The organism is Duncaniella freteri (assembly GCF_004766125.1).
GTDB classification, from domain to species: Bacteria; Bacteroidota; Bacteroidia; order Bacteroidales; family Muribaculaceae; genus Duncaniella; species Duncaniella freteri.
This window is the reverse complement of sequence record NZ_SJSA01000001.1, coordinates 1593956-1612886: the sequence shown is the minus strand read 5'-3', so window position 1 is coordinate 1612886 and position 18931 is coordinate 1593956. Positions and strand designations below refer to the sequence as shown.

Annotated in this window: 13 protein-coding genes, 2 rRNA genes and 1 pseudogene; 5 read left to right on the top strand and 11 right to left on the bottom strand. The window is 50.7% G+C overall.

The window, feature by feature from the left end; all coding sequences use genetic code 11:
* Window positions 1–37 precede the first annotated feature (37 nt).
* The 3 genes from EZ315_RS06890 to EZ315_RS06880 are packed head-to-tail and all read right to left on the bottom strand — an operon-like array spanning window position 38 to window position 2774.
* Window positions 38–562, bottom strand: coding sequence for an FKBP-type peptidyl-prolyl cis-trans isomerase (locus EZ315_RS06890; RefSeq protein ID WP_170957487.1), 525 nt, complete (start codon window positions 560–562; stop codon window positions 38–40).
* Between the two features lie 40 nt (window positions 563–602).
* Window positions 603–1181, bottom strand: a complete 579-nt coding sequence (locus EZ315_RS06885) for a LemA family protein (protein ID WP_135471427.1) — start codon at window positions 1179–1181, stop codon at window positions 603–605.
* A 48-nt stretch (window positions 1182–1229) separates the two neighbouring features.
* Window positions 1230–2774 carry a glycine--tRNA ligase gene (locus tag EZ315_RS06880; protein WP_135471426.1) on the bottom strand — a complete coding sequence of 515 codons (1545 nt, stop codon included), beginning with the start codon at window positions 2772–2774 and terminating at the stop codon, window positions 1230–1232.
* A gap of 205 nt (window positions 2775–2979) precedes the next feature.
* Between EZ315_RS06880 and EZ315_RS06875 the strand changes: the two are divergent.
* The 4 genes and pseudogenes from EZ315_RS06875 to EZ315_RS06860 all read left to right on the top strand — a co-directional run bounded on the left by EZ315_RS06875 (window position 2980) and on the right by EZ315_RS06860 (window position 8124).
* A pseudogene (locus EZ315_RS06875) lies at window positions 2980–3377 on the top strand (FKBP-type peptidyl-prolyl cis-trans isomerase).
* A gap of 149 nt (window positions 3378–3526) precedes the next feature.
* Window positions 3527–5401, top strand: coding sequence for a RelA/SpoT family protein (locus EZ315_RS06870; RefSeq protein ID WP_135471425.1), 1875 nt, complete (start codon window positions 3527–3529; stop codon window positions 5399–5401).
* Between the two features lie 89 nt (window positions 5402–5490).
* On the top strand, window positions 5491–7527 hold the full coding sequence (locus tag EZ315_RS06865) for a protein-disulfide reductase DsbD family protein (protein ID WP_135471424.1): 2037 nt from the start codon (window positions 5491–5493) through the stop codon (window positions 7525–7527).
* Window positions 7528–7602: 75 nt separating this feature from the next.
* Window positions 7603–8124 (top strand): hypothetical protein, encoded by a 522-nt coding sequence (locus EZ315_RS06860; protein ID WP_135471423.1) that lies wholly within the window; start codon window positions 7603–7605, stop codon window positions 8122–8124.
* A gap of 74 nt (window positions 8125–8198) precedes the next feature.
* Here the strand turns inward: EZ315_RS06860 and EZ315_RS06855 are convergent, their stop codons facing one another.
* Together EZ315_RS06855 and EZ315_RS06850 are read right to left on the bottom strand one after the other, a co-directional pair.
* Window positions 8199–9092 carry a peptidylprolyl isomerase gene (locus EZ315_RS06855; RefSeq protein ID WP_242452528.1) on the bottom strand — a complete coding sequence of 298 codons (894 nt, stop codon included), beginning with the start codon at window positions 9090–9092 and terminating at the stop codon, window positions 8199–8201.
* A gap of 171 nt (window positions 9093–9263) precedes the next feature.
* Window positions 9264–10085 (bottom strand): glycosyltransferase family 2 protein, encoded by an 822-nt coding sequence (locus tag EZ315_RS06850; RefSeq protein WP_242452527.1) that lies wholly within the window; start codon window positions 10083–10085, stop codon window positions 9264–9266.
* A gap of 191 nt (window positions 10086–10276) precedes the next feature.
* Between EZ315_RS06850 and EZ315_RS06845 the strand changes: the two genes are divergently transcribed.
* Window positions 10277–11401: a glycosyltransferase family 4 protein gene (locus tag EZ315_RS06845; RefSeq protein ID WP_135471422.1), complete on the top strand. Its 1125-nt coding sequence runs from the start codon at window positions 10277–10279 to the stop codon at window positions 11399–11401.
* A 48-nt stretch (window positions 11402–11449) separates the two neighbouring features.
* On the opposite strand, the gene EZ315_RS06840 is transcribed toward EZ315_RS06845, so the two are convergent.
* From EZ315_RS06840 to EZ315_RS06815, 6 genes are all read right to left on the bottom strand, one after another.
* Window positions 11450–11827, bottom strand: a complete 378-nt coding sequence (locus tag EZ315_RS06840) for a hypothetical protein (RefSeq protein WP_135471421.1) — start codon at window positions 11825–11827, stop codon at window positions 11450–11452.
* Between the two features lie 46 nt (window positions 11828–11873).
* A complete protein-coding gene (locus EZ315_RS06835; RefSeq protein ID WP_242452526.1) occupies window positions 11874–14279 on the bottom strand; it encodes a transglycosylase domain-containing protein in 2406 nt (801 codons plus the stop codon).
* Window positions 14280–14292: 13 nt separating this feature from the next.
* Window positions 14293–15234 carry a GDP-L-fucose synthase family protein gene (locus EZ315_RS06830; RefSeq protein WP_135471420.1) on the bottom strand — a complete coding sequence of 314 codons (942 nt, stop codon included), beginning with the start codon at window positions 15232–15234 and terminating at the stop codon, window positions 14293–14295.
* Between the two features lie 99 nt (window positions 15235–15333).
* A complete protein-coding gene (locus EZ315_RS06825) occupies window positions 15334–15537 on the bottom strand; it encodes a hypothetical protein (protein ID WP_135471419.1) in 204 nt (67 codons plus the stop codon).
* Window positions 15538–15578: 41 nt separating this feature from the next.
* A 5S ribosomal RNA gene (gene rrf / locus EZ315_RS06820) occupies window positions 15579–15687 on the bottom strand.
* 254 nt (window positions 15688–15941) lie between these two features.
* Window positions 15942–18844 (bottom strand): 23S ribosomal RNA (locus EZ315_RS06815).
* Between the last annotated feature and the right edge of the window lie 87 nt (window positions 18845–18931).

Genomic DNA, 18931 nt, shown 5'->3' with positions numbered 1-18931 from the left:
GCTCTATACTTTTTCCTGACTCAATCCGACAGTGATATCACGGACGTTCGTAGTCCACAATGTCAACAAGCTTCAAATTGAACACAAGAGTCGAGTACGGAGGTATCGATCCCGAGCTTGATCCTGACACTCCGTAAGCCTGCATATAAGGGAGCACAATCCTGGCACTGTCGCCGACTCTCATATATTGCAGGGCTGTAGTCCAGCCGGGCACCACCTCCGACACATTGAACAGGCTCACACTGTCGGGGCGCAGATAGGATGAGTCAAATGCCACATCATTGTAGAGACGTCCTATATACTTGACCTTGACAGTAGAATTGAGCATAGGCGAGAGGTTGCCCTCTGTCTTGCTCCGGTCGGATAGATATCTGATAAGTATGCTGGCACCGGAATTCCATGACGGAGTGAGAGTAGTGTACACATTCTCTCCATCCTCCATCATATACTTCTGGGTGTCATAATAGGCTTCGTTAGCTTCACGCCATTCCTTGTACTGCTCCCAGGTGGACTTGTCGTCATCGTTGCATGAGCTCACAACAACGGAAGCCGCTACCATCATAAGGGGCAATATGCTTAGTCTTGAGTACTTCATTTCACTTTTAGAATTGAACTTCAGGTGCGCGCTGTGCGGCATCATCGGCTTTAAACTGTGGCTGGGGTGTGAAGCCGAACCATCCGGCATATATCACGGTTGGGAATTTCTTTATGGCTGTATTGTATCCTGCCACAGCCTCGGTGTAACGTCCGCGGGCAGTTGCTATACGGTTCTCGGTGCCTTCGAGCTGCACCTGGAGATCACGGAAATTCTCGTTTGCCTTAAGATCGGGATATGCCTCAGTGACAGCAAGAAGTGACTTAAGGGCTCCGGTAAGCTGATTCTGCGCAGCCTGAAACTTTGCCATTGTCTCCTCATTGAGATTATCGGCACTTATATTTACCGAAGTAGCTGCGGCACGAGCCTGGGTCACCTTCTCCAGAGTCGAACTCTCGTGAGTGGCATACCCTTTGACCGTATTGACAAGGTTGGGGATCAGATCGGCGCGACGCTGATACTGATTCTGCACCTCAGCCCACTGCTGCTCCACACCCTGCTTCTGCTCTACAAGAGAATTGTAGTTGCACGAGCTCAATGCCGGGAGCATGGCAAGCAATAGGATAAAAATTTTGAAATGTCTCATAGTGAATTATTTTTAATTTTTCACAAGCTCATACACATGGACTGTAAATCAGCCGAGCTTGCGGAGAAGGGAGTTGAGTGATACTCGGTCGTGAATAATCTTGTGGAGATCGTCGACACTCACGCGGGTCTGCTCCATGGAGTCGCGCTCACGCAGAGTGACGGTATTGTCCTCAAGAGTCTGATGGTCCACAGTGATACAGAAAGGTGTACCGATGGCATCCTGACGGCGGTAACGCTTGCCGATGGAGTCCTTCTCCTCATAGTGGGTCGCAAAATCAAACTTAAGATCGTTGACGATCTCACGAGCCTTGTCAGGTAGACCATCCTTGCGGACAAGAGGCATGACAGCACACTTCACAGGTGCGAGAGGCGCAGGAAGATGAAGCACCACGCGGGTGTCGCCACCCTCAAGAGGCTGCTCCTCGTAGCTTGAGCACAGCACACTGAGGAACATGCGGTCAACACCAATGGATGTCTCTATAACATACGGCGTGTAGCTTTCGTTGAGCTCAGGATCGAAATACTGGATCTTCTTGCCCGAGAACTTCTCATGCTGCGACAGGTCAAAGTCAGTGCGGGAATGTATACCCTCAACCTCCTTGAATCCGAAAGGCATCTGGAATTCGATATCGGTGGCAGCGTTTGCATAGTGTGCAAGCTTCTCATGATCGTGATAGCGGTACTTCTCATCGCCGAGCCCGAGAGCCTTGTGCCAGCGCAGACGGAACTCCTTCCAGGTCTTGAACCATTCCATCTCAGAGCCAGGGCGAACAAAGAACTGCATCTCCATCTGCTCGAACTCCCTCATACGGAAGATGAACTGACGCGCTACGATCTCATTGCGGAAAGCCTTTCCTATCTGAGCGATACCGAAAGGTATGCGCATACGTCCGGTCTTCTGCACATTGAGATAGTTGACAAATATACCCTGGGCAGTCTCAGGACGCAGATACACAGCCATCGCACCATCAGCAGTGGAGCCCATCTCGGTCTTGAACATGAGATTGAACTGACGCACCTCGGTCCAGTTCTTTGTGCCTGAGATGGGACAAACTATCTCCTCATCAATTATTATCTGACGCAACTCGTCGAGATTGCTGTCGTTCATCGCCTGAGCGAAACGCTCATGAAGAGCCTCGCGCTTCGCTGCGTGCTCAAGCACCCTGGGGTTGGTCTGACGGAACATTGCCTCGTCAAACGATTCGCCGAAACGCTTGGCAGCCTTTGCTACCTCTTTCTCGATCTTATCCTCGATCTTGGCTATCTGCTCCTCGATGAGCACATCGGCGCGGTAACGCTTCTTGGAATCCTTGTTGTCAATCAGAGGATCGTTGAACGCATCCACATGACCGGAAGCCTTCCATATGGTAGGGTGCATAAAGATCGCAGAGTCAATGCCCACGATATTCTCGTGAAGGAGAGTCATGGAATCCCACCAGTAACGCTTGATATTGTTTTTGAGCTCCACGCCATTCTGACCGTAGTCATACACAGCTGAAAGACCGTCATAGATATCGCTTGAAGGGAACACAAAACCATACTCCTTGGCATGGCTCACTATTTTCTTAAATACATCTTCCTGGGTAGCCATTGTATCGTACTGTATTTTTTTACTTTAATTTCGTATATTAATGTGTTTGGAAGTCGCAAAGTTACTAAAATTTTTCCACCCTTGCCCCATCCCCGCCTTAAAATATCAAAAAAACGACTTTCGACATACCTGTCCGGAAAATATTGTACGGCTTGGACAAATGTATTATCTTTGCTCTGGCAATCATGGATTCAAGCAACATAGAATGGCAAAACAGGAATACATACAGAAGAACCGCGAATGGCTTGCGGCAAAAGCCCTTGAAACAGGTGTAAAGCCTCTCGACAAGGGCATATATTATAAACCCCTGAAACGAGGCAATCCGGAAGGCAAATCGCCCAACCGAGGCAGTGTGGTCACAGTGCATTACACCGGCAAGACCATCAACGGCAAGACATTCGACAGCAGCCGTGGTGGAGTAGCCCCTGCGTTCAGGCTCCGCGAACTGATACCCGGATGGATCATCGCTCTCCAGCAGATGCATGTCGGTGACAAATGGGAAGTGTACATCCGGCAGAACAGGCATATGGAAAGTCCAATCAGCCCGGCATACCCGGCGGCTCGACACTCGTGTTTGAAATAGAACTTATCGGAGTGGCATAATCACGATGGGTGGCGTCATGAGCTCCGTACAGCGGGAAAGGAAGTCTGAAAAAACCATGCTCCGGACATAAATATCCGCTCTTTTTTGCTATTATTTGGTAATTATTTGCTAAATTGCGGCTAAATTTCTTAAATCCGACTTCATGCATATGAGCGTGGACTATGAAAAGCTTATCGACGAGAGATCTCAAGTAGTATTCGAGGCGATGGAAGGGCGTGTGCCCGAGGAAGATATGGTACGGCTGCACCAGGCATTCGACCTGGCGCGACATGCCCATGCCGACCAGAAACGCAAGACCGGGGAACCCTATATACTCCACCCCATAGCCGTAGCCACAATATGCGCAAAGGAACTTATGCTCAGTACCAATCCGGTGATTGCAGCATTCCTGCACGACGTGGTAGAGGACACCGATTTCACCATCGATGACATAGAGAGCCGGTTCGGTCACGATGTCGCGTTCCTGGTGCGCGTAGTCACAAAGCAGAAAAAGGACAAGTATGACGAGTCAAAACAGGTCGACAACTACAAACAGATGCTCGACTCGGTGCAGTACGACATACGGGCCCTCCTCGTAAAGCTTGCCGACCGACTTCACAACATGCGCACCCTTTCGTCGATGCTCCCCGACAAGCAGATGAAAATAGCAGGCGAGACCGACTATTTCTACGCACCGCTTGCCAACCGCCTTGGACTATACAACGTAAAGACCGAACTTGAGAACCTCAGCCTGAAATTCCGTTGCCCACATGAATATGAGGACCTCACCACAATGATAGCCCGTGACGAGGACCTGCAACGCGAACGCCTCAAAAAATTCTGCGACGAAATCCGCGACACACTCTCGTCCCACGGCATAAATGCCCGTGTCTATATAGAATACCGCAAGCCTTACAGCCTGTGGAGAAAGATGCGGAAATTCGGCGACGACTTCAATCACCTGAAATACCGGCATTTCACTGAAGTAGTGTTTGACGCCCCGGAAGGAAAAGCCGAGAAAGACATGGTGATGCGCATATATTCCATACTCACCGACAGGTTCAAGGAAAAGCCGGGAGGAATCGCCAACTACATCGACTCGCCAAAGGAAAACGGCTACCAGAGCTATCATGTAAAGCTCCTTGCCTCGTTCGGCAGATGGCAGGAGGTACACATCAGCAGCGAACGCATGATACGTGACTCTCAGCTTGGATGCGTGGCAAGCCGCAATGAGGACAACATATGGCAATGGATCAAAAAGTTCCGTATGGTGCTCCGCGACATCGCTGCCCGCGGACAGGAGGGTGAAAGCTTCATCGAAGAGGTGGTAAGATCGTTCTACAACGACGATATAATGACATTCACCCCGCAAGGCAAACCTATAGTTCTCCCTCAGCGTGCCACAGTGATGGACTTCGCCTTTGAGGTACACACCGAGCTCGGGCTTCATGCAAAATATGCCCGCATCAACAACCAGCTTCTCGCATCGGTAAAGACACGTCTCCACCGCGGAGACATCGTGGAAGTGTTCACCGATCCTGACATACACCCCACCGATGAATGGCTCGACACAGCATTGACCTACAAGGCTCGCCGCGCCATAACCAACTATCTTAAACAACAGCCGCGCCCGCTCTACCGCCGATGCCCCGACTGCAACCCAATGCCGGGAGAGGAAGTGATCGGCTTCAAGGATTCCGACGGAAACATCACACTGCACAAACGTGACTGCCCTATAGCTATACGGCTCGCATCGCAGAAGGGGGACAACATAGTGTCGGTGGAATTCAAGCCCGACGACACTCTCTACCCTGTCACCATCAACATACGCGCAGTCGACCGCTACCATCTGCTGATTGACCTCGTGGACTGCATCACCAACGACCTTAACCTCTCAATCGACACCCTTCACTCCGTGTCAGAGGATGCCATCGTGACATGCTCCATCACTTTCTCGGTGCATTCATTCACGGAACTGCAATCAATCATGCGCCACATTTCCATTATACCCGGAGTAGACGAAGTGAAACGTGCGATAGATTGATACTGAACATAATAAAAATTTCCCACTAAAACTTGCCATTAATTAACAGAAATTTGTACATTTGCACCATTGAATCTTTACCAATCATCATGTTTAAACGTTTCTTTGCAATTTTAATTGCTATCCTGGCACTCGCCGGCACAGCCGGAGCCCAGATCATGACCCCGGTCACCTGGAAATCAGAAATGACTATGACCGGTGACGACAAGGGAAAAATAGTTCTGACCGCTGCCATCCAGTATGGCTGGCACATGTACTCCCACGACATTGCTGACGGTGGTCCGCAACCCTTTGAACTCACATTCCCCAAACTCGACGGAGTGAAGCTCGACGGCAAATTCACACCTTCAAAGGCACCTCACCGCCAGATGGACGAAATGTTTGGCATGGAGCTTGCCTGGTGGACCGAGGGAGTGACCATCACCCAGAATTTTACCGCAACCAAGCCTGAATTTGCCATTGAAGCAATGGTGCGTTACGGTGCCTGCAACGATGAGAACTGTGTCCCCCCATCACGCGAGACATTCTCTTTCAACGGTACCGCTAAAGTCAAGGCTGCCGCCGCTCCTGTAGAGGAGAAAGCAGAGCCTGCCGAGACTAAAGAGGAACCCGCTGCGGAAGAAACTGTCGCAGCTACCGACTCCGTAGCCACTGACAGCGTAGCCTCAACAGCAGCTGCTACTGACGACAGTGCAGCACCATCCGACCTTTGGACCCCTGTAACATACGAGGATGCCTCCGAAGCCACATCCATCTCGGAAGGCTCTCTTTGGTACATATTCTTCACCTGCTTCCTCGGAGGTCTCGTAGCCCTCTTCACTCCGTGTGTATGGCCCATGATACCAATGACCGTAAGCTTCTTCCTTAAGAAAGGTAAGGACCGCAGCAAGTCAATCCGTGACGCTGTGATCTACGGTCTCTCAATCATCATAATCTATGTGGCACTCGGTCTTATCATCACCGCCATCTTCGGTGCAAGCAAGCTCAATGAGCTTTCAACCTCAGCCACATTCAACATCATCTTCTTCCTGCTCCTCGTAGTCTTTGCCATCTCGTTCTTCGGAGCGTTCGACATAAAGCTTCCTGCTTCATGGAGCAACCGTATGGACGCATCAGCCGAGCGCACCTCCGGCCTGCTCTCCATCTTCTTCATGGCATTCACCCTTACCCTGGTATCATTCTCCTGTACAGGTCCCATCATCGGTACCCTTCTCGTGGAAGCTGCATCACAGGGCAACATGTGGGGCCCCGCCATCGGTATGCTCGGCTTCTCCACCGCTCTTGCGCTGCCGTTCATGCTCTTTGCAATGTTCCCCACCATGCTCCAGTCGGCACCCCGCTCAGGCGACTGGATGAACACCCTCAAGGTAGTGCTCGGTTTCATAGAGCTCGCATTGTCGCTCAAGTTCCTCTCTGTTGCCGACCTCGCTTACGGCTGGCACATACTTGACCGCGAAATATTCCTGGCTCTTTGGATTGTACTATTCGCACTGCTCGGTCTCTATCTGCTCGGGAAATTCAATTTCTCACACTACGGTCCTGCCGATTCAAGCATCGGAGTGTTCCGCTTCTTCCTTGCTATGATATCACTGTCAATGTCAGTCTACCTCATCCCTGGTCTCTGGGGCGCACCCCTCAAGGGCGTGAGCGCGTTCGTTCCGCCGTTGTACACCCAGGACTTCAACCTTTATGGCGAAAGCTTCAAGGAGTATGACGATTATGAGGAAGGCATGAAGGCTGCCGCCGAAGAGAAGAAACCGGTACTCATCGACTTCTCCGGCTACGGATGTGTGAACTGCCGTAAGATGGAAGGCGCAGTGCTCGACGATCCCAATGTCAAGAATATGATCCTCGACAACTTCGTAGTCATCAAGCTCATGGTTGACGAAAAGAAAGCACTTCCCGAACCTATCAAGGTTACAGAATTCGGCAAGGAGGTCACTCTTTACACCTATGGTGACAAGTGGAGCTACCTGCAGCGTTACAAGTTCAACGCCAACGCTCAGCCCTACTATGTGACTCTCGACGAAAATGGTAGCCTCCTCTCAGGTCCATTCTCATATGAAGAGAATATCCCTGGCTTCACACAGTTCCTCGAAAAAGGCATCAAGGGCTACTCAAAGTAAACCCACAGCCATTATAATACGTTAAAATGTCGGGAGGATTTATCTTCATCCTCCCGGCATTATTTTTTTACAGAAATGTCAAAAACCACCGTTAAGAAATCGCTTGAGGGATTCGATGCCGGCGAACTGCGTCAGCTGATTCTCGATATATACACCAAAAGCAAGGAGGCAAAAGAGATTCTCGACTTCTACGCCGTGCCTGACATAGCAAAGAAACTCGATGAATATAAAAAGACCATCCTGAAAGAGGTACAACGGTATGTGAGACGCGCTCACCGACCACGCATTCCGCGCATAAGGGCTACCATCAAAAAATTATCAATTCTCGATCCCGGAGATGAAGCTGTAGGCGAGCTTATGGCTTTCTCCATATTGGAACTGTGTAAGGTTGCCACGCACGACACTCTTAACGATTCAACCAATAACGCGATCGACAAACTGTTTACTGAAACTCTAACCCATCTACAGTCACGATTGCTACTGCACGAATACGAACCGATTTTCGCCAAATCCATACGCGAAATGAACGACTTCCGTTACTATGCCAATCCACTGAAACAGCTCCTTGGCGACACGCTTGCTTCTTTCCAAAAATAACAGTCCGTGATGAGCCTTTGTACAAGCCTCATCACGGACTGTTATTTTCCGGATACAGATATGCCTGTATTGAATTATTTCACAACCTTTGCTGAAATGATCTTGATATCCTCTATAGGACGATCGTTGGCATCAGTCTCGGCTTTCTCGATTTTATCTACCACATCCATGCCCTCAAGAACGCGACCATACACAGTGTACGAACCGTCGAGATGAGGAGTTCCGCCGTTTGCCATATAATCGGCACGCATCTCGGGAGTGTATATCGATGTGACATCGGCAGTGATACGCTCAGTCTCTTTGGCAAGCTGTTCCTGCAATGCCTGAAGCCCGGCAGTATCCCTGTTGCGGCGCAGAGCCTTGATGCTGTCGGTATTCTCGGCTACAAGCTTATTGAACACCTCCTGCTTGTGCTGCACAATAGCGCGATGCTCCATCTGATCAATCTGACCCTTGGTATATTTCTTACCGGTGACTATATAGAACTGTGACCCTGACGACTTCTTCTCAGGATTCACCTGATCACCCTTGCGGGCAGCAGCTATAGCCCCGCGATGATGGTAATGCTTAGGGAACAGGAATTCTGCCTCAATCTCAGTCCCGGCATCCCCCATGCCAAGCATTTTCCCTTTGGGAGCATTCTTGGAGTCGGGATCACCTGTCTGAACCATAAAGTCGCTGATCACACGATGGAATAGGACACCATCATAATCACCGGCTTCCACTCTCTTTATAAAATTGTCGCGATGGCGCGGGGTGTCACCATATAGAAGTAGTGTGATGTCGCCGAGCGAGGTGTTGAGCACCACCTTCACATCTCCGGGCTGAATTGTGTAGGCTGCTGGGACTATTGAATCCTGAGCCTCTGATCCGTTGTTTTGCTGTGTCATACTGTTTTCGGTTTTGCACGCCGACAGTCCGACTGTGGCGGCAAAGATCACAAATAGGGTTATTAATTGTTTTTTCATTATCGAAATTATATCTATGTCATTTATCGAACCGGAATCAACACTGACATACCGGACTGTCCGACCGCCAGCCTATGCCATATCATTCATTCTGTCTGAATTCGTTGTCCCATAATTTTGGAGACCTTGAGTCCTGCATGACCGTAAGCAACCTCTTGGCATCGCATCTTATCAGTTCTTTATGCAGTCCTGAAGGCACAGATCACCCTTCCACACGGCATCCACTTCAAGAAAATCCCGAAGAAAAACTCTCGGAGTGATATCCCATTTGCGCAAGAACTGGAGATGTCCTACATTTTTCCTGACTCTGTTGACCGACGCGCTCATAAAATGGTAACACATGCTCGAACCCAAGGTCTTGAAGTATCTCACACCCGCCATCCATAACTTGGCTGAAAAGTCAGGATCGGAACCCAGTCCGGGAGTGTACTCTATGCTGTATCCTCCTACAAGATCCCACATGTCACGATGCACAATATTCGGAGGCCACACAGCTCCCTTTGTGTCAGGCACATTCATATCCCTGACATCCCGGAGCAATGAACTTTCATCAAACTCCCCGACCGTACGTCCATAATCGGCTACAGGAACACCTATACTCCTCAGGTTATGAGCCAAAGGCTGAATCGTGGTCGAGGCAAGGAAAAAATCCTTATGCCCGAGAGCCTTTATCTCATCATAGAAAGCCTTATCCCACCCGGGGCATGCATACATATCATCATTGAAGAACACAATGTAATCAGTGCTCACCAATGAGCGCAATCGGTTCAATGCCCAGCATACACCTATATTGCCTGCTGAATGAGTGTGCCTGATGCCTTTTTCTTTCACCCAGTCAAGAGTGCCGTCACTGCCATCGTTGATATGAACCAATATCTCATGAGAGAAACTTGAATTATTCTCTATGCTCCTCACACATAGCTTAAGTATCTCAAGATTGTTCCATGTGGGGATGAGTATTGAAAAAAGCGGTGACGTAGTATTCTCAATCATATCATTAACGGTATCATAGACCATCAGAAACGGTTCTCACATTCCGGACGGACATATATATGCAAAGTTATACAAAATTTATATACTGTCCTGTCTTTGAAAGGAATTTTGTAGTGATTTTCCTTTAGCTGAGACCCGACTGTTTCCAAAAACATAAAAAAGTGATACCTTTGCAACAAAAAGGATACAATATGCGAATCGGTTTTGACGCAAAAAAAATAGTAAGCAACCTCACTGGTATCGGCAACTATAGCCGTGGGCTCGTCAATATACTTTCTGCCGACGGCAATGACGAATGTGTGCTGTACACTCCCAAATACGGTGACGACAGATGCCGTCGCGAACTACTGGAGAACGGTAATGTGAGATATGTGTATCCTTCAGCCACATCATCCATAGGAAGGCACTGGTGGCGCAACCATGGCATGATCAATGACATACGCAAGGATTGTTTAGACCTTTTTCACGGGCTTAGCAACGAACTGCCATTCGGGATATCATCGGCAGATATCCCTACTGCCGTGACTATACACGACCTGATATTCCTCCGTTATCCCAATACCTATGACCTGCTGTCACGACTGATACTCGAAAGAAAAACACGATATGCCTGCAAGACTGCTACACGCATCATTGCTATAAGCGAGCAGACCAAACGTGATATCATTGATTTCTATCACACTGACCCTGACAAGATCGATGTGGTATACCAGGGATGCAATCCGGCATTCTATCACAAAGAATCGCCGGAAAAAATACGCCGTGTGCGTGATGAATACAATATTCCGGAACGATACATGCTGAACGTGGGCACGATCGAGGACCGTAAGAACCACTCAACAATTGTAAAAGCTCTTGCCAGACTCAATGATCCGGAAATCCCGCTGGTGATCGTGAGCAAACACACCTCGCTACAGGAAAAACTGGAATACGAAATCCAGTCGCTCGGCATAACTGACCGCGTACGGATCATCAACAATGTGACCTTCGACCGGCTGCCGGCTCTGTATCAAGGCTCACAGGCGGCTATATATTTCTCTTATTTCGAAGGCTTCGGCATACCGGTACTGGAAGGATTGGCATCAGGAGTACCGGTGATAGCTGCGACCGGATCGTGCCTTGAGGAAGCAGGTGGAGCAGGTGCCATATACTGCAATCCATTCGCTCCTGACGAGCTTGCCGATGCTATGAGACAGGTGCTTTCTGACAGAAACCTTCGCCAACAGCTCTCTGACGGAGGCAAAGAACATCTAAAGAATTTCTCAACCGAAACACTTCGCGACAATCTGCGAAAATTCTACAACCGCCTTATATAAACGACTGCTCCGACATCGGCGTCTGCGCGATCGCACCTGGTTGGAAGCCTAAAAAGCGTCGCTGGGCTGAATGCGCTTATAGATGCGGCGAAAGTTATCGTCGGATGCTGAAAGCTCGTCGGCCCTCATACGGTAATCGGCACCGTAAAGCCCCTCGATCAGTGCAGGAAGATAGCGGTGCTCACGGTCCTTCTCTATTGCCAATGCCACAAGACGGTCTATCGCCGCCGCATAACGTTCGTGATCGATAGCATGAAGATAACGAGCCGCCGACACAACGAACTGACCGTTTCCGTCAACAAAATTCATATTGTCGACCAGCTCATCCATAATGTCGTCACACTGTCCTATATGATTGGCTATATACTCATAGGTCAACAGACCGTCTGTATCATGCGAAAGTTCTTTCTTTAAATCCTGATCCATAATAATATCTTATTATACACTCTTATCGTTTTATACAACTGCTGGTTCAATCGAACACACCCTCTATCGACGACTCCTCTGCATTATTGTCGGCATCCGGCTCTTCATCGTAATAGCCGTAGAATTCCTTCTCGCAGAGATCTATATTGGCAGGGAAATTAAACCGCTTGGACTGAGAATACTTCAATGTCGGGTCGTTGTATACCTTCTTCATAAATCTGCCATAGATCGGAAGTGCCATCGATGCACCCTGACCGTAAGCCATGGTATTGAAGTGAATAAAACGTTCGTCACCCCCAACCCAAGTGCCGGCTACAAGTTCAGGAGTGAATCCCATAAACCATCCGTCGGCATTATAGTTGGTGGTACCGGTCTTTCCTCCCATCTGGGCTGTCAGACCGAAACGCGAACGCACACGGTGGGCGGTACCCTCGTTGACCACATTGAGCAGCATGGAAAGTATCCTGAAATAAGCTTTTTCGGATATCACCTCGGTATGGCGTGGTGAGAATTCCGATATTATGTTCCCGTTATTGTCAGCAATGGCAGTAACGAACATCGGATCGACCCTCATACCATTATTCGCAAATGCGGAATATGCTGTCACCATCTCTTTTACCGAAACATCAGCCGGACCGAGACACAACGACATCACCGGAGGCAATTTGGCTGTGATTCCGAAGTTGTGCATCGTCCTCACAAGCGACGACGGTGAGAGCTGAGATATAAGCCGTGCGGAGATCCAGTTGTTAGAGTTGGTAAGTGCCCACTTAAGATCAACCATCTCTCCTACCCTTGCACTTCCTGCATTTCGCGGAGCCCACACCCTGCCGGCCTCATCAGTCAGCACAGGCTGAGTGTTGGAGAACTCGTCACAAGGAGTGAATCCCTCCTCCATAGCATAAGTATAGAGAAACGGCTTCACTGTAGATCCTATCTGTCGGCGGCCTGTCGACACCATGTCATACTGGAAGTAACCGAAATCAGGACCTCCGATATACGCCTTGATATGTCCGTTCAGAGGATTCATCGCCATAAATCCGGTGCGCAGGAAATGCTTGTGGTAAAGCACCGAATCAAGAGGGGTCATAACAGTGTCAATCGATCCTGAATAAGAGAACACCTTCATTTCACGCGGAGTGTTGAACGCCCTGTCAATCTCCTCGCGCGATGCACCCGACTTCACCATCGTACGGTAACGGTCGGTATTCTTCATTGCGTTACGTATGAGATGGTTGCGCCTGATCTCTGAAAGCTCGGCACGATCGGTAGTGTAAGGCGCACCCTTTGTGCCACGCTTTTCACGGAAGAATGCCTTCTGGAGATCTCCGCCGAGATGCTCTGCAACCGCCTCTTCAGCATACTGCTGCATACGCGAGTCGATAGTGGTGTATATCTTCAGTCCATCGTTGTATATATCATACTTAGATCCGTCGGGCTTTGGGTTCTTCTCGATCCAGCCATACAGCGGATTGGTCTCCCATGCAATAGAATCGTCAACATATTTCTGAGTCTCCCATCCGCGATAATTGGAACGCTCAGGACGCTTGGCTCGGAGCATCCTGCGAAGCTCCTCACGGAAATAAGGAGCTATGCCATCCTTTGTATCGACACGATGGAAATTAAGCTTCAGCGGAAGTGCCGACAGCGAATCAAGCTCGGCATCCGAAAGCTTGCCTGCCTTATGCATCTGCTGCAACACTACATTTCTGCGCTGGCGCGTGCGTTCATTCTGTCTCACCGGATTATAATAGGAAGGATTCTTCACCATGCCCACCAGTGTCGCGGCCTCCTCTATCTTAAGATCCTTGGGCTCCTTGCCGAAATAGATGAATGCGGCACTCTTGATGCCAACAGCATTATACAGGAAGTCAAACTGATTGAGATACATCTTTATTATCTCCTCCTTGGAATAGAAGCGTTCAAGCTTGACAGCGATCATCCACTCTATAGGTTTCTGCATCGCACGGGCAAGCAATCCCGAACTTTCAGGAGAATACAGCTGCTTGGCGAGCTGCTGGGTAAGCGTAGATCCGCCTCCTGCATTCTTGTTGCCCATAAGCACAGTCTTGAAAAGCACACGACCAAGACCTCGCATATCTATACCGGAATGCTCCTCAAAGCGCACATCCTCAGTGGAAATAAGCGCATCTATGACATGCTGCGACACTTCATCAAAATCGGCATACACGCGGTTGCCTGTTCCGACAAAATATCTGCCGATCTCTTTGCCGTCGGCAGAATAGAGCACTGACGCAAAACGGTCAGTAGGATTCTTAAGCTCTTCGACAGGAGGCATATATCCTACAACACCGTTATAAACGAGATACAGGAACAGGAACAGTCCGGCGAATGCCGCACAGAACACGATCCACATCGTTACTATCAAGCCACGAACAGAACGATTCTTAGTTTTTGGCGACTGTGGTTGATTTTGAGATATATTGGGCATAATTTTAGTCAGTTTAACGTTCGGCACGCATAGTATTGGTCAGGAAATCCTTATAGGCAAGCCGGATACCGTCCTCAAGCTCCGTACGGTAAGTCCAACCCAAACCGGCAGCCTTTGACACGTCAAGAAGCTTGCGCGGGGTGCCATTGGGACGCGTTGTATCCCACACCACATCCCCATCGTAACCTACCACCCGAGCCACAAGCTCCGTAAGCTGCCTTATTGTCACCTCCTTTCCGGTCCCTGCATTGACAGTCTCGTTACCCGAATAATTGTTCATCAGGAACACACACAGGTCGGCAAGATCATCAACATAAAGAAACTCCCGTAGAGGACTTCCGTCACCCCAGCATGTCACTTCACTCAATCCCTGCTCCTTAGCTTCATGAAAACGCCTTATCAAAGCAGGAAGCACATGTGAATGTTCAGGATGATAATTATCATTGGGACCATAAAGATTGGTTGGCATCACCGATATGTAATCGGTGCCGTACTGCCGATTAAGATACTCACAATATTTCAGTCCCGATATCTTAGCAAGGGCATACGCCTCATTGGTTTTTTCGAGTTCGGAGGTCAACAGGCAGCTTTCCGACATAGGCTGTGGTGCCATACGCGGATATATGCATGACGAGCCGAGAAATTCGAGTTTTTTGCAACCGTTTTTCCAGGCTGCATGAATCACATTCATTTCAAGCATCATATTGTCATACATAAAGTCGGCCAAGGCAGACTGATTGGCAACAATACCACCTACCTTAGCAGCCGCAAGAAACACATACTCAGGTTTCTCCTTGGCAAAGAAATCATTGACAGCTTCCTGAGAGATAAGGTCAAGTTCAGCATGAGAACGAGTCAGGATATTGTTATAACCCTGTCTGACAAGTTCACGTACTATAGCAGAACCTACCATTCCTCTATGACCGGCAACATAAATCTTAGAATCCTTTTCCATCCGGAATGAAAATGTTTACTTAGGTTTCAAGATACAAAAATACAACATTTTACTCAGCTAATAAAATAAATATGAGCAAGAGTGCTTGAAATAATAAGTTTAGCCGGACGACCGTAGGCGGACAGGGGGGACAGTGATAGTGCGTCCGATGGCAAGGAAAGGCTGGCTGGAAAGGCTGTGGCAGGAAAGGGCGGCGGTGCGGAAAAGGATGCGGAAACGCAGGAGCGAGGGACGGAAGCGCGATGGTGGCGGCGGCGGAATAAGGGTGCGGTGGCATGGGGGTCCCGCCGCCCTTGGGGGCACATAAAAGAAGAGCCCCGGGACTCTGGTCCTCGGGGCTCGGGAAGGGGCGGTTATCTACTTTCCCGCTTTCGCAGTATCATCGACGTGGTGAGGTTTAACTGCTCTGTTCGGAATGGGAAGAGGTGGAGCCCTCACGCTATGGCCGCCTTAGTTCGGTAGAAGAAAGGCACGCTGGAAGCTGCGAACCGTGACTCTTGACGGCATCCGTGTGCCGTGATTAGTCCCCGGTAACACTCCGGCAAGCACCACCGGAAGGTGTGTCTGACGGACCCGCGATGATCGCACGCGGGACTCTCTGGCGTCGGACCACTCCCGGAAACGGGTCCTGTTGCCTCCGCTGATGATGCCATCGCGGGGCCACCCGGCCGGTTTTCTATTATTTACATGTTTTGAGGGATGTCTCCCTGAGAAAGGGTTTGGGCGATTAGTATCGCTCGGCTGAACGCGTTGCCGCGCTTGCACCTGCGACCTATCGACGTCCTCGTCTCGGACGGCCCTTATGTGGAGATCTTATCTTGAGGGGGGCTTCGTGCTTAGATGCTTTCAGCACTTATCCTGGCCCGACGCGGCTACCCGGCGGTGCACCTGGCGGTACAACCGGCTCACCGGTGGTCGGTCCGACACGGTCCTCTCGTACTAGTGTCGGGGCCTCGCAAATCTCCCGCGCCCACAACAGATAGAGACCGAACTGTCTCACGACGTTCTGAACCCAGCTCGCGTGCCACTTTAATAGGCGAACAGCCTAACCCTTGGGACCTTCTCCAGCCCCGGGATGTGACGAGCCGACATCGAGGTGCCAAACCACTCCGTCGATATGAGCTCTTGGGAGGGATCAGCCTGTTATCCCCGGAGTACCTTTTATCCTTTGAGCGATGGCCCTTCCATGCGGAACCACCGGATCACTATGCTCTAGTTTCCTACCTGTTCGACCTGTATGTCTCTCAGTCAAGCGCGCTTGTGCCATTACACTCCACGGCCGGTTACCAATCGGCCTGAGCGCACCTTTAGAAGCCTCCGTTACTCTTTTGGAGGCGACCACCCCAGTCAAACTACCCACCAAGCAGTGTCCCCGCACCGCGGGTTAGAGACCAAACGTGCGAAGGTCAGTATTTCAACGTCGGCTCCTCGGCGACTGGCGTCGCCGGTTCTCTGCCTCCTGACTATCCTACACATCGCACGCCCGGTCACAGTGCTAAGCTGCAGTAAAGGTTCACGGGGTCTTTTCGTCCCGTTGCGGGTAATCGGCATCTTCACCGATACTACAATTTCACCGAGCTCACGGTTGAGACAGTGTCCGGATCATTACACCATTCGTGCAGGTCGGAACTTACCCGACAAGGAATTTCGCTACCTTAGGACCGTTATAGTTACGGCCGCCGTTTACCGGGGCTTCAATTCAATGCTTCCATTGCTGTGACATCTCCTCTTAACCTTCCGGCACCGGGCAGGTGTCAGGCTGTATTCTTCATCTTTCAATTTCGCACAGCCCTGTGTTTTTGTTAAACAGTTGCCTGGACCTATTCTCTGCGCCCCTCCCGGAGGAGGGGACCCCTTATCCCGAAGTTACGGGGTCAGTTTGCCTAGTTCCTTAACCGTGAATCTCTCGAGCGCCTTGGTATGTTCTACCCGACCACCTGTGTCGGTTTAGGGTACGGGTCGGCATGGGATATGCTTAGCGGATTTTCTCGGGAGCATGGTTACCTCCGCTGTCGGCTCGCCCGGGGGCTCGCCGTACTGTCCCGCTTCGGCACTCCGCCCGGATTTGCCTGGGCGGCGTATACCTTTGCGGTTCAACGCGCTATTCCGTCAGCGCGCGGGAGTGTCACTTCTCCGTCTCCACATCGCTCTCATACCGAGTAACGGAATGTTGACCGTTTCTTCCATCGGCTACGCCTTGCGGCTGCGCCTTAGGTCCCGACTGACTCTGATCCGATTAGCGTTGATCAGAAACCCTTGGTCTTACGGCGGGGGAGTTTCTCGCTCCCCTTGTCGTTACTTATACCTACATTTGCTTTTCCGGGGCCTCCAGCCAGGCTCGCGCCCAACCTTCCGCGGCTACCGGAATGCTCCCCTACCACCCGCCGAATCTTCGGCAGGTCCACGCCTTCGGCACCGGGCTTATGCCCGATTATTATCCATGCGGGACCACTCGACTAGTGAGCTGTTACGCACTCTTTAAATGAATGGCTGCTTCCAAGCCAACATCCTAGCTGTCCTTGCGGTCCCACCTCGTTATTGTCTTCAACTTAGCCCGGATTTCGGGGCCTTAGACGGTGGTCTGAGTTGTTCCTCTCTCGGACGCGGACCTTAGCACCCGCGCCCTCACTCCCGGGGACCGTGCCGTGGCATTCGGAGTTTGTCAGGACTTGATAGGCGGTGAAGCCCTCGCATCCTATCAGTCGCTCTACCTCCACGGTACTGAGCCCGAGGCTGCACCTAAATGCATTTCGGGGAGTACGAGCTATCTCCAAGTTTGATTGGCCTTTCACTCCTACCCTCAGGTCATCCGAAAGCTTTTCAACGCTTACCGGTTCGGACCTCCAGTGAGTGTTACCTCACCTTCATCCTGCCCAAGGGTAGATCACTTGGTTTCGCGTCTGCCGACGGTGACTGTGCACGCCCTCTTCGGACTCGCTTTCGCTCCGGCTCCGGGGCTGAGCCCCTTAGCCTCGCCGCCGCCGGCAACTCGTAGGTTCATTATGCAAAAGGCACGCCGTCACCCCACGAAAGGGCTCCGACCGCTTGTAGGCACATGATTTCAGGGTCTGTTTCACTCCTCTGTTCGAGGTTCTTTTCACCTTTCCCTCACGGTACTGGTTCGCTATCGGTCTCTCGGTAGTATTTAGCCTTGCGGGATGGTCCCCGCGGATTCGGCCAGGATTCCTCGTGTCCCGGCTTACTCAGGTGCCGCCTCTGTCACGACGCGCGTTTCGCCTACGGGGCTGTCACCCGCTGCGGCCCCACTTTCCAGTGGGTTCGGCTACGCTTGTCCTGTCCATTCTTTGGCGGTCCTACAACCCCGGTCGGTGCCTCGACACCGCCGGTTTGGGCTCCTGCGCGTTCGCTCGCCACTACTTGCGCAATCATTGGGTTATTTTCTTTTCCTCCGGGTACTGAGATGTTTCAGTTCCCCGGGTTCGCTCCACCCTTCAAGGGTGGTGACGCGGTCGCCCGCGCCGGGTTGCCCCATTCGGACATCCGCGGATCACAGGATATTTGCTCCTACCCGCGGCTTTTCGCAGCTTGTCACGTCCTTCGTCGCCTCCGAGAGCCCAGGCATCCTTCATGTGCCCTTCTCTCCTTTCTTTATGACCTGTAAGTAATCCAATCGGTTTTTCCAGTAGAACACCCTCGCCTGCATCATTCTCACTCAGCAGGGTTGCAGTGTTGCTTG

Excerpts from the sequence above, each read along its gene's own strand:
- EZ315_RS06890 (WP_170957487.1), bottom strand. The coding sequence starts at position 562 with ATGATGGTAGCGGCTTCCGTTGTTGTGAGCTCATGCAACGATGACGAC.
- EZ315_RS06885 (WP_135471427.1), bottom strand. The coding sequence starts at position 1,181 with ATGAGACATTTCAAAATTTTTATCCTATTGCTTGCCATGCTCCCGGCA.
- EZ315_RS06880 (WP_135471426.1), bottom strand. The coding sequence starts at position 2,774 with ATGGCTACCCAGGAAGATGTATTTAAGAAAATAGTGAGCCATGCCAAG.
- EZ315_RS06870 (WP_135471425.1), top strand. The coding sequence starts at position 3,527 with ATGAGCGTGGACTATGAAAAGCTTATCGACGAGAGATCTCAAGTAGTA.
- EZ315_RS06865 (WP_135471424.1), top strand. The coding sequence starts at position 5,491 with ATGTTTAAACGTTTCTTTGCAATTTTAATTGCTATCCTGGCACTCGCC.
- EZ315_RS06860 (WP_135471423.1), top strand. The coding sequence starts at position 7,603 with ATGTCAAAAACCACCGTTAAGAAATCGCTTGAGGGATTCGATGCCGGC.
- EZ315_RS06855 (WP_242452528.1), bottom strand. The coding sequence starts at position 9,092 with ATGAAAAAACAATTAATAACCCTATTTGTGATCTTTGCCGCCACAGTC.
- EZ315_RS06850 (WP_242452527.1), bottom strand. The coding sequence starts at position 10,085 with ATGATTGAGAATACTACGTCACCGCTTTTTTCAATACTCATCCCCACA.
- EZ315_RS06845 (WP_135471422.1), top strand. The coding sequence starts at position 10,277 with ATGCGAATCGGTTTTGACGCAAAAAAAATAGTAAGCAACCTCACTGGT.
- EZ315_RS06840 (WP_135471421.1), bottom strand. The coding sequence starts at position 11,827 with ATGGATCAGGATTTAAAGAAAGAACTTTCGCATGATACAGACGGTCTG.
- EZ315_RS06835 (WP_242452526.1), bottom strand. The coding sequence starts at position 14,279 with ATGCCCAATATATCTCAAAATCAACCACAGTCGCCAAAAACTAAGAAT.
- EZ315_RS06830 (WP_135471420.1), bottom strand. The coding sequence starts at position 15,234 with ATGGAAAAGGATTCTAAGATTTATGTTGCCGGTCATAGAGGAATGGTA.